Source organism: Streptomyces antimicrobicus (assembly GCF_020532625.1).
Lineage (GTDB): Bacteria > Actinomycetota > Actinomycetes > Streptomycetales > Streptomycetaceae > Streptomyces > Streptomyces antimicrobicus.
Genome location: NZ_JAJAUY010000182.1, coordinates 1 through 10030, shown reverse-complemented (window position 1 = coordinate 10030; position 10030 = coordinate 1). Strand labels below are relative to the sequence as shown.

11 protein-coding genes and 1 pseudogene are annotated in these 10030 nt (G+C 74.3%); 3 read left to right on the top strand and 9 right to left on the bottom strand.

Features of this window, described 5'->3' with window-relative positions:
- Both LG632_RS27870 and LG632_RS27865 read right to left on the bottom strand, forming a co-directional pair.
- Positions 1 to 201, bottom strand: a pseudogene (locus LG632_RS27870) (hypothetical protein); the annotation flags it as partial.
- Between the two features lie 72 nt (positions 202 to 273).
- Positions 274 to 825 carry a DinB family protein gene (locus tag LG632_RS27865; protein WP_226730359.1) on the bottom strand — a complete coding sequence of 184 codons (552 nt, stop codon included), beginning with the start codon at positions 823 to 825 and terminating at the stop codon, positions 274 to 276.
- A gap of 83 nt (positions 826 to 908) precedes the next feature.
- On the opposite strand from LG632_RS27865, the gene LG632_RS27860 reads away from it, so the two are divergent.
- Complete coding sequence (locus LG632_RS27860) at positions 909 to 1814, top strand: Gfo/Idh/MocA family protein (protein WP_226730357.1); 906 nt, start codon at positions 909 to 911, stop codon at positions 1812 to 1814.
- Here LG632_RS27860 and lnt read toward each other — a convergent pair.
- The 5 genes from lnt to LG632_RS27835 form a co-directional block, all read right to left on the bottom strand.
- Positions 1738 to 3330 carry an apolipoprotein N-acyltransferase gene (gene lnt / locus LG632_RS27855; protein ID WP_226730355.1) on the bottom strand — a complete coding sequence of 531 codons (1593 nt, stop codon included), beginning with the start codon at positions 3328 to 3330 and terminating at the stop codon, positions 1738 to 1740. The genes LG632_RS27860 and lnt overlap by 77 nt on opposite strands.
- Positions 3331 to 3360: 30 nt before the next feature.
- Positions 3361 to 3828, bottom strand: a complete 468-nt coding sequence (locus LG632_RS27850; protein WP_226730353.1) for a nuclear transport factor 2 family protein — start codon at positions 3826 to 3828, stop codon at positions 3361 to 3363.
- A 68-nt stretch (positions 3829 to 3896) separates the two neighbouring features.
- Positions 3897 to 4073 carry a DUF8839 family protein gene (locus LG632_RS27845; RefSeq protein WP_226730351.1) on the bottom strand — a complete coding sequence of 59 codons (177 nt, stop codon included), beginning with the start codon at positions 4071 to 4073 and terminating at the stop codon, positions 3897 to 3899.
- A 106-nt stretch (positions 4074 to 4179) separates the two neighbouring features.
- Positions 4180 to 5055 carry an undecaprenyl-diphosphate phosphatase gene (locus LG632_RS27840; protein WP_226730350.1) on the bottom strand — a complete coding sequence of 292 codons (876 nt, stop codon included), beginning with the start codon at positions 5053 to 5055 and terminating at the stop codon, positions 4180 to 4182.
- Positions 5056 to 5103: 48 nt separating this feature from the next.
- Positions 5104 to 5829, bottom strand: a complete 726-nt coding sequence (locus tag LG632_RS27835) for a TVP38/TMEM64 family protein (RefSeq protein WP_226730348.1) — start codon at positions 5827 to 5829, stop codon at positions 5104 to 5106.
- Between the two features lie 161 nt (positions 5830 to 5990).
- Between LG632_RS27835 and LG632_RS27830 the strand changes: the two genes are divergently transcribed.
- The gene (locus tag LG632_RS27830; RefSeq protein ID WP_226730362.1) at positions 5991 to 6782 is read left to right on the top strand and encodes a spermidine synthase; all 792 of its coding nucleotides are present in this window, start codon (positions 5991 to 5993) and stop codon (positions 6780 to 6782) included.
- 90 nt (positions 6783 to 6872) lie between these two features.
- Here the strand turns inward: LG632_RS27830 and LG632_RS27825 are convergent, their stop codons facing one another.
- Positions 6873 to 8213, bottom strand: a complete 1341-nt coding sequence (locus LG632_RS27825) for an MFS transporter (RefSeq protein WP_226730346.1) — start codon at positions 8211 to 8213, stop codon at positions 6873 to 6875.
- Between the two features lie 72 nt (positions 8214 to 8285).
- Entirely contained in the window at positions 8286 to 9308 is a 1023-nt protein-coding gene (locus LG632_RS27820) for a DUF8017 domain-containing protein (RefSeq protein WP_226730344.1), read from the bottom strand.
- Positions 9309 to 9405: 97 nt separating this feature from the next.
- Here LG632_RS27820 and LG632_RS27815 point away from each other — a divergent pair, with 97 nt between their 5' ends.
- A complete protein-coding gene (locus tag LG632_RS27815) occupies positions 9406 to 9864 on the top strand; it encodes a DUF4442 domain-containing protein (protein WP_226730342.1) in 459 nt (152 codons plus the stop codon).
- The last annotated feature ends 166 nt before the right edge of the window (positions 9865 to 10030 follow it).

Here is a 10030-nt window from a genome sequence, read left to right as displayed (position 1 = left end):
GAGCGCCTCCAGGGCGGGCGCCTGGACGACCACCGGGGTGGGCCCCTCGCCGCCGCGCGGCTCGTGCTGCGGCGGTACGCCGGACGAGGGGGCCGAGGCGGGCTGCACGGGCGAGGGGGTCACGTTCACGCAGCCGGACACCGCCGACACGGCGGCGGCGACCCCGAGCAGCAGGGTTGTCGTGGTTCGGGTTGGATGCACCTGGGCAACTCTGCTGTGCGAGCACCCCGTTACGAAAACCCGCGGCCCGAATTCACCCCGCACGGGTGACGTCTACTCGCCGGTTGCCCCGTCGATCTGCTCCCGCAGCAGGTCCGCGTGACCGTTGTGCCGCGCGTACTCCTCGATCATGTGGGTGTAGATCCAACGCAGGTTGAACACCTCGCCGTGCCGGCTGCGCCCCACCGACTGCGCGTCCAGCGGCAGCTCGGCGACCGCGGCCCGGGCCAGTTCGATCTCCCCCTGCCACATCCGCCGCCCGTGGTCAAAAGTGTCCGCCTCGCCGAAGTGGAAGTCGCCGTCCACGTCCTCCCGCGTGCTGTACAGGTCGGGCAGGTCCTCGCCGAGCATGACGATGCGGAACCAGTACCGCTCCACCTCCGTCAGGTGCCGCACGAGTCCCAGCAGGGTCAGTTCCGAGGGTGCCAGCGGGGCCCGGCGCAGCTGCTCCTCGGTCAGCCCCTGGCACTTCCAGGCGAGCGTGGCCCGGTGGTACTCCAGCCAGCCCTCCAGCATCTCCCGCTCGCCGGCGGTCGTGGCCGGTTCGGGGCGCTGCGCGGGATCGATCGGTGCGGTGGGTCCGGCGGGGGCGTCAGTCGTCGTCATGGCCCACATCCTGGACGAACGCGCCCGGGCCCACCAGCGATTAAGCTGCCCGGGGACCCACGAGCACCACCGGGAGGATCGCTGTGAAGGTCGTGTGCATCGGACTGGGCGACATCGCGCAGAAGGCTTACCTGCCCGTCCTCACCACGCGGGCCGACGTGGAGCTGCACCTGCAGACCCGTACCGCCGCCACCCTGGAGCGGATCGGGGACATCCACCACGTGCCCGCCGACCGCCGGCACACCGGCCTCGACGCGGCCCTCGCGGCGGGCCCGGACGCCGCGTTCGTGCACGCGCCCACCGCCGCGCACCCCGAGATCGTCGAACGGCTGCTGCGCGCGGGCGTGCCCACGTACGTCGACAAGCCGCTCGCCTTCGAGTTGGCCGACTCGCGCCGCCTGGTGGAACTTGCCGAGGAACGGGGGGTGTCGCTCGCCGTCGGCTTCAACCGCCGCTACGCGCCCGGCTACGCGCAGTGCGCCGACCACCCGCGCGACCTGATCGTCCTGCAGAAGAACCGGGTCGGCCTCCCCGAGGACCCGCGCACCCTGGTCCTCGACGACTTCATCCACGTCGTGGACACGCTGCGGTTCCTGCTGCCCGGCGAGGCCGACCACATCGACGTACGGGCCCGGGTCCGCGACGGGCTGCTGCACCACGTGGTCCTGCAGGTGTCCGGCGACGGGTTCACCGCGCTCGGCATCATGAACCGGCTGTCGGGCTCCACCGAGGAGATCCTGGAGGTCTCCGGGCAGGACACCAAGCGCCAGGTGCTCAACCTCGCCGAGATCGTCGACCACCGCGGCCAGCCCACCGTCCGCCGCCGCGGGGACTGGGTGCCGGTCGCCCGCCAGCGCGGCATCGAGCAGGTGGTGGACCACTTCCTGGAGGCCGTGCAGACGGGCAAGGTGCTCAGCGCCCGCGACGCGCTGGCCACCCACGAGCTGTGCGAACGAGTGGTGCTGGCCGCTCTGGAGCAGGCCCGCTGAGCGAGCGCCGGGAGATCCCCTCGGCCACGCCGTACGCCGCCAGCGCGGCCAGGGCGGCGCCCACCGCCCAGTCGCCGTGGCGCACGTAGAAGGTGGTGCCCCGGGCGAGCGCGAGCTCGTAGACGGCCGCGGTGCTCGCCGACCCGGGCAGCGGCGCGGCGACCCGCTCGCCCGCCGGGCCGTACCCGGCACTGGTCCCGGTGAGGGTGGCGTGCACCACGGGCCGCCCCGTCTCGGCGGCGCGCAGCGCGGCCAGCGAGGCGTGCTGCGCCGGTGCCCAGCTGTCCTGGAACGTCGAGGTCGCCGACTGGACGACGATCAGCGCGGCGCCGTCCCGGGCGAGGCGGCGGCTCATGTCGGGGAAGGCCGACTCGAAGCAGACCAGCGGCCCGATCCGCGCCCCGCTCCCGCCCGGCAGGGTCATCACCACCGGCGCGCCGCCCCGGCGGCGGTCCTCGCCGGCCGCCTTGCCGACCGCGGTGGCCCAGCCCAGCACGCTGCGGGCGGGCACGTACTCACCGAACGGGACCAGCCGCATCTTGTCGTACCGGTCGCCGGTGGGGCCCTCGGGGCCCACGAGCACCGAGGACTTGTAGATGCCGGGCCGGTCCGAGCGCCGGGCGTCCACGTTCACCAGCAGCGGTGCGCCCACCTCGGCCGCCAGCGCGGCCAGCCGCCCGGCCAGGTCCGGCCGGGCGGCGAGGTCCGCGCCGACGCTGCTCTCGCCCCACACCACCAGGTCGGGCCGCTGACCGGCCAGTTGCCGGGTCAGCCGTTCCCCGAGGGCGAACCGCCGCTCCACGCTGTCCGCGCCGTCCGCCACCGGCCCCGGCTGCACGACCGCCACCCGCAGCCTGCCCGACTCCTGCGGCCGAGGCGCCCCCAGCCACACCGCGCCCGTCAGTACCGCGCACCCGGTCAGCCCCGCCAGCGCCGGCGCCCGCGCCGCCCGCACGGTGATCAGCAGGAGCACGGCGCAGTTCACCGCCACCACCAGCAGGCTCACCAGCCACACCCCGCCCACCGAGGCCAGCCGCAGCGCCGGCGCCACCTGCCACTGGCTCGCCCCCAGCAGCCCCCACGGCCCACCCAGCCCCTGCCAGGACCGGGCCAGCTCCGGCAGCAGCCAGCCGGCCGGTACCAGCACCAGGGCCGCGGCCGCCCGGCGCGGCGCCGGGGTCCCGCCCAGCAGCCGGCGCACCAGCAGCGCCCAGGGGATCCACAGCAGCCCCAGCAGCGCGGCCAGCGGCAGCAGGAACACGTGCAGGCTCGGCAGCAGCCAGTGGTGCAGCGCCAGCACCAGCCCGAGCCCGCCCAACCACCCCTCCCGGGCCGCCCGCCGCGCGCTTCCCGCCCCGCGCACCAGCAGCATCCACGGCACCAGCGCCACGTAGGCGAACCACCACAGGGCGGGGGCCGGGAACGCGAGCGCGGGCAGCGCGCCCGCCGGTACGGCGGCGGCCGCGCGCCACCACCGCTCCGGGCCCGGACCGCGGCCCCGCGTGACGGTCCCCATGAGGCGCCTCCCCCTTCAGTGTGGCCCTGCTCAGGCGGACAGGTGACGCCACTTCTCGTGCACGGTGACCCCGCTGAACAGCCACCCGGCGCCGGTCCGGGCCAGCGTGAAGGTGTAGCGGCCCGCGGCCACGAAGTTGGGCGCGGAGACCGAGCCGTCGTCGCCGGCCCGCGCGAGGCGCATCGGATTGACGAAGTCCGCCCGCACCAGCGCCCGGTCGCCGGGCGCGCCGTACTCGTCGTCCAGTTCGATCCGCCGGTTGACGATCAGGTGCTGCCGCACCGGGAACAGCTCCATCGCCTGCGCCAGCCATCCGGCGACCTCGTCCACCGGCCCCTCGACGCCCCCGGCCGCGCGGTAGTCGGCCCGGCCGTCGGGGGTGAACAGGGCCCGGTACGCCGCCCAGTCCCCGTCGTCCACGGCGACCGCGTACCCGGTGACCGCGGCGTCGATCGCCAGCCGGTCCATCACCGTCGTCAGATCCACACGCTGCGTCATCGGGTCAGTGTGGGACAGCGGGCACGCCAGGCCAAGGGGCGTGCGGCCACCGGCGCCCGCAGGGGCGCTCAGTGGCCGGAATGCGGCTCCCGCTGGCGCACGACCACCAGGAACGCGTCGGTCGCCAGATCCATCACCACCTCCGCCGGCACGCCCTCGCGGGCCCGCTGGGCGGCGTACTCCTCCGCCGGCCAGCTACCCCTCGGACTGCCCGCGGGAAATCGCTCCAGTACCACTCGGCCCATGGGACACACCCCCTGCGCATCGCTCTCCAGGTTCCATCGTGCACAACGACGCGGGGGCCGTCCGGGAACGTTCCCCGGACGGCCCCCGCGTGTCGGAGCCGGAACGCTACGAGCCGCTCTCGCCGGCGTGCGGGCTGAGCACGTCCGTGCCGACCAGGACGAACAGGACGACGCCGAGGACGATCCGGTAGATCACGAACGGCATGAAGCTCTTGGTGGTGATGAACTTCATGAACCACGCGATGACCGCGTAGCCCACCACGAAGGCGATCACGGTCGCGAAAGCGGTCGGACCCCACGCCACGTGGCCGCCCTCGAAGGCGTCCTTGAGCTCGAAGACGCCCGACGCCAGCACGGCGGGGATGGCCAGCAGGAAGGAGTAACGGGCCGCTGCCTCACGGGTGTAACCCATCAGCAGACCGCCGGAGATGGTGGCACCGGAGCGCGAGACACCCGGGACGAGCGCCATGGCCTGGCAGACGCCGAAGATCAGGCCGTCCTTGACGCCGAGTTCCTTCAGCGTCTTGCGGTCGCGGATCGCCCGGTGCCGGCCGCCGGTCTCGTCCCGCGCGGCCAGCCGGTCGGCCACGCCCAGCACGACGCCCATCACGATCAGCATGGTGGCGGTCAACCGCAGGTCGCGGAACGGGCCCTCGATGGCGTCCTTGAGCGTGACACCGAGCACGCCGATCGGGATCGAGCCGACGATCACCAGCCAGCCCATCTGGGCGTCGTGGTCCGAACGCATCGACTTGTCGAACAGCGAGCGGAACCACGCCGAGACGATCCGCAGGATGTCCTTGCGGAAGTAGATGAGCACCGCGGCCTCGGTACCGATCTGCGTGATCGCCGTGAACGCCGCGCCGGGGTCCTCCCAGCCGGCGAACGCGGCGGTCAGCCGCAGGTGGGCGCTGGAGGAGATCGGCAGGAATTCCGTGAGCCCCTGGACGAGACCGAGGATTAGTGATTCGAACCAGCTCATGTCGGCGGCGTTCGTCCTTGTGATCGTCGGGCAGTTCTGGTCCGAATGCTAGGGCCCGTGGGAGCCCGCGCCGACCACAGGGGTGGCCTCGACGGCCACGGGGGCGGGCCCGGCGTCCGGCGCCCCCGTCACCCGGTGCCGTTTGCGCCAGCCGACGACACCGGCGAGCAGCCCGGAGACCGTGAGGAAACCGAGCGAGAGCAGGAACGCGGGTGAGGTGGGGGAGGAGGCCGTGCCCCCCGCGACCACGTAGGCCGCCGTGTTGGGCACCGTGCCGATCGCGGTCGCGAGCAGGAACGGCAGCCAGCCGCACCGGGACACCGCCGCGCAGTAGTTGGCCACGGCGAACGGCACGCCGGGGAAGATCCGCACCGCCAGCACCGAGCGGAAGCCGTGCCGGCTCAACTGCCCGTCCGCCGCCCGCAGCCAGCGCCCGCGCAGCAACGGGCGCAGCGCCTGCTGCCCCATCACCCGGCCCAGCCCGAACGAGATCCCGGCGCCCAGCACGGTCCCGGCGACCGCGGCCAACAGCCCCCACTGGGCCCCGAGGACCGCCCCCGCGCCCAGGTTCAGCAGCGGACGCGGCACGAAGGCCGCCGTGCACAGGCCGTATCCCGCGGCGAACAGCAGCACGCCGAGGCCGGGCGGCAGCCCGGGCGCCCATCCCTGCGACAGCAGCCGCTGGGGCTCGTACCACCAGACGCCGACCCCGGCCGCGGCCAGCAGCACGACGAGCAGCGCCAGCCGGATCCAGGGCGCGAGGAGGAGGGACATCCCGGGAGCCTAACCGACGGGGGCGGCGCCGCGCCGTCACGTGGGTCTCGTCCGGCCGGACGGCCGGTGGCACGCACGCCCCCGGCGGGGCCGACAATGGTGCGGTGAGCGACGAGCAGATCCCGGTGGTCCGGGACGTGGGCCAGGGCACCGCCAAACTGATGCCGGACGTGGACCGGGACCGGGCCTGGCTGCTGACCGTCGACGGGGCCCCGCAGTCCTACGTCGACCTCGACGACCCCGAACACCTGGAGTTCGAGTACGCACAGCGCCTGGGCCACGTCCTGGACTGCGCGGCCGGGCCCGGAGCCGCCCTGGACGTGGTGCACCTCGGCGGTGGCGCGCTCACCCTGCCCCGGTACGTGGCGGCGACCCGGCCCGGCTCGCGCCAGCAGGTGGTCGAGTTCGACGGGCCGCTGCTGGAGCTGGTCACCGAGCGGCTGCCGCTGCCGGCGGACGCCGGGATCGAGGTGCACGCCGCCGACGCCCGGCGGTGGCTGGAGGGGGCCCCGGCGGCGAGCGCGGACGTGGTCGTGGCCGACGTCTTCGGTGGCTCCCGGGTGCCGGCCGCGCTGACCTCGGTGGAGTACGCCCGGCTGGCCGCGCGGGTGCTGCGGCCCGGCGGGCTGTACGCGGCGAACCTGGCCGACGGGGCCCCGTTCGGCTTCCTGCGCGCGCAGCTGGCGACCTTCGCGGCGGTGTTCACCGAGGTCGCGCTCGTCGCGGAGCCGGCCGTGCTGCGGGGCCGCCGGTTCGGCAACGTCGTCCTGCTCGCCTCGGACACCGAGCCCGACCTCGCCGCGCTGTCGCGCCGCTGCGCGGCGGACGCCTTCCCGGCCCGGGTCGAACAGGGCGCGGCCGTCAGGCGGCTCATGGGTGACGCCCGGCCGGTGACGGACGCCACAGCGGTGGCCTCGCCCGAACCCCCGGCGGGCACGTTCAGCGTGGGCTGACCCTGGGGCCCCGGCCCCGGGCGCCCCGGTCGCGGCCCGGGCCCGGACCGCGACCGGGGCGGGCCGGGCCGGGCCGGGCCCCGGCGCCGATCAGGCGGAGCCGGTCGGCCCGGTGGGCGCGGACGCCGGGGCGGCCTGGACGGCCGGACCGGCCGCCGGGGCGGCCGCGGCCGTCACCGGCTTCGCCGGCCGGCGCGTGATCCGGCGGACGTCCGGCACCAGCAGCACCAGCGCCGTCGGGACGATCACCAGCGCCGCGCAGCCCCACAGCGCCGGTGCCCGGCCGAAGGCGTTCTCGGCGGGGCCCGCCAGCGCGGTCGCCAGCGGCAGCATCGACAGCGAACCGAACCAGTCGTAGGCGGAGACCCGGGAGAACTTGTCCTCCGGGATCTCCTGGTGCATCGTCGTCATCCAGCTGACGCCGAACACCTCGACCGCCGTCCCGCTGACGAACATCACCACGCACAGCGCCCAGGCGGGCAGCGGCACCGCCAGGCCCGCCGACGGCAGCGCCAGCGGGAACACGCACAAGGTGCCCACCAGCAGCAGCCGCCGCGGCTTCCACCGCATCATCAGCAGCGCCCCGACGATGGTGCCCACGCCGAACGCGCCCATCGCGTAGCCCCAGGGCGCCGGTCCGCCCAGGGAGTCCCGCGCGACCAGCGGACCGTAGACGGACTCGGCCGCGCCGACCACCGCGACCACTACGGAGAACTGGAGCACGATGCTCCACAGCCAGGGCCGGCTGCGGAACTCCACCCAGCCCTCGCGCAGATCGGCCAGCAGGCCCCCTCCCGGCGCGCGTCCCTCGACCGTGCTGACGTCGAGGAAGGAGCGCAGAGCCCCGGCGACCGCGAAGGCGGCGGCGTCGACGGCCAGCACCCAGCCGGGCCCCATCGCGGCGATCATGGCGCCGCCGAGGGCCGCGCCGCCGATGCCGGCGCCGTTCATGGCCATCCGGAACATCGCGAAGGCGCGGTGCGCGTGCTCGCCGGAGACGCTGGAGAGCAGCATCCCCTCGGCGGCCGGGTTGAAGAACGCCGTGCCGGTGCCGCAGAGCGCGGCGAGCAGCATCATCTGCCACAGCCGGGCCTGGCCGGTCAGGACGAGCGCGGCGAAGACGGCCTGCGAGACGCAGTTGAGGGCGTTGGCCGCGACCATCACGCGGTGCCGCGGCACCCGGTCGGCGACGGCGCCGCCCACGAGGAGGAAGAGGACCAGCGGCAGGGTGCGGGCCGCCGCCACCAGCCCCACGTCCCGCGCGGAGCCGCCGGACTCCAGGACGGCGAAGGCGGCGGCGATGAGCGCGCCGTGGCTGCCGAGGTTGGTGACCACCGCGGCCGCCGTCAGCAGGTTGTAGTTGCGTCCGGCCCACGCGGGGCCGCGGCGGCGTACGGGCGTGCCGGGGCGGTCGGCGGCATGAGAGGTCACGCGGGGAACTATTCCCGCCCCCGGGCCGGTCGGCCAAATGCTTTACCGGCCCGACGGCGTGGACGGGGCGGATCAGCCGGTGCTGAGCCGGATCGAGCTCATGATCTTCTGGTAGACGTCGGGCTTCATCTCGTCGCTGACGCCCGTGGGACCGAAGAGCACCCAGGCGGCGAAGTCACCCTTGGCGTTCTTGAAGGCGAACGAGACGGACTTGCCGTCGGTGGTGGAGCACTTGTGCTCCTTGGGCAGCCCGGTCACCGTCGCGGTGACGTAGTGGCCCTTGAGGCCGGAGGAGGTGGTGAACTCCGCGGCCGGGGTGAACTGGATCTTCTCCTTGGGCTGCTTCTGCGCGTAGGCGGCGTACAGCCAGGTGCCGGCGTTGTCACGGGCGGCCGAGGCGGTGTCGGTCGAGCCGTTGGAGCCCTTCACGCCCGTGGTGCCCAGCGAGTACGACTCCTCCTTGCCGTTCTTGTCGGAGTCGACCTTGCACCAGTCCTCCTTGAGGTAGGCCGGTGCGGACATCACGACCATGGGCGAGCCGTCGTTCTTGGAAGCGTCCTCGTACCCGGTGGAGAGGGTGGCGGGCTGGACCGCGAACTCCTGCGGGACGTCGAAGGCGACCCCGTAGTTCGGGTTGTAGACGACCTTCCAGCCGGGGATCACCGGCTGGAGCTGGCCCCCCGCCCGCGGGTTCGCGCCCGTCGGGGCGGGCGGGGCGGAGGAGACCGGGGCCGGGGAGCTCGCCGCGACCGGAGGCTTGTCGTTGGCCTCCGGCTCGCCGTCGTCACCGGTCAGCACGACGGCTCCGGTGATCGCCGCGGCGACCACGACCGCCGAGGCGGCGACGATGGCCACGGTCTTGGTGGACATCGAGGAGCTGCCGCCCGAGGCCGGGGCCGGCTGCATGGGCATGGTGGGCGGCTGGCCCCAGGGCTGCACCGGCGGCTGCTGACCCTCACCCGGCTGCGGGTACCCGTAGCCGGGCTGCTGCCCGTAGGCCGGCTGCTGGTACGGGTTGGGCTGCCCCGGCTGCTGCTGGTACGGGTTCTGGGGCTGCTGCTCGCCCCCGGGCTGTTGCTGCTGTCCTGGCCACATGGCCGGTAACGATAGTGGGAGGGGGACCGGCGGACCACGGCCACCCCGGCCGCAAGGTCTGGTCAAGCACATCTACTCGTGGGTAACATCGCGGGCCATGAGCGCAGATCAGATGAACGTGGGCGAACTGCTCGCCCAGACGGTGCCCATGGCCCGCACCCTGAACCTGGAATTCCTGGAGACGACCCCGGAGCGCGCGGTCGTCCGGCTGCCCGACCAGCCCGACTACCACAACCACGTCGGCGGCCCGCACGCCGGCGCCATGTTCACCCTCGCCGAGTCGGCCAGCGGCGCCATCGTCCTGGCCGCCTTCGGCGACCAGCTCTCGCGCGCCGTGCCGCTCGCCGTCCGGGCCGAGATCGCCTACAAGAAGCTCGCCAAGGGCGTCGTCACCGCCACCGCCACCCTGGGCCGCCCGGCCGCCGAGGTGGTCGCCGAGCTCGACGCGGGCGGCCGCCCCGAGTTCCCCGTCACGATCGCGATCCGGCGCGCGGACGAGGACGTCACCGGCGAGATGACCGTCGTGTGGACGCTCCGCCCGAACCAGACCGCCTGACGGGTCCCGGCCGCCGCAGCCGCCCCGCGCACGGCACCGGACGTCACGGGGAAGCGGTCGCCAAGGTCGGGACACCGGCCGCCGGAAGGCTGACGCGCCCGCCGGCCCGCGGGCCGCGCGGGTCATGCCGTTGGAGAGGAAGAAGTCCTGCGGGGTGACGGGGGTG

Coding starts and splice junctions, on each gene's coding strand:
- LG632_RS27865 (WP_226730359.1), bottom strand. CDS start 825: ATGACGACGACTGACGCCCCCGCCGGACCCACCGCACCGATCGATCCC.
- lnt (WP_226730355.1), bottom strand. CDS start 3,330: ATGGGGACCGTCACGCGGGGCCGCGGTCCGGGCCCGGAGCGGTGGTGG.
- LG632_RS27850 (WP_226730353.1), bottom strand. CDS start 3,828: ATGACGCAGCGTGTGGATCTGACGACGGTGATGGACCGGCTGGCGATC.
- LG632_RS27845 (WP_226730351.1), bottom strand. CDS start 4,073: ATGGGCCGAGTGGTACTGGAGCGATTTCCCGCGGGCAGTCCGAGGGGT.
- LG632_RS27840 (WP_226730350.1), bottom strand. CDS start 5,055: ATGAGCTGGTTCGAATCACTAATCCTCGGTCTCGTCCAGGGGCTCACG.
- LG632_RS27835 (WP_226730348.1), bottom strand. CDS start 5,829: ATGTCCCTCCTCCTCGCGCCCTGGATCCGGCTGGCGCTGCTCGTCGTG.
- LG632_RS27830 (WP_226730362.1), top strand. CDS start 5,991: ATGCCGGACGTGGACCGGGACCGGGCCTGGCTGCTGACCGTCGACGGG.
- LG632_RS27820 (WP_226730344.1), bottom strand. CDS start 9,308: ATGTGGCCAGGACAGCAGCAACAGCCCGGGGGCGAGCAGCAGCCCCAG.
- LG632_RS27815 (WP_226730342.1), top strand. CDS start 9,406: ATGAGCGCAGATCAGATGAACGTGGGCGAACTGCTCGCCCAGACGGTG.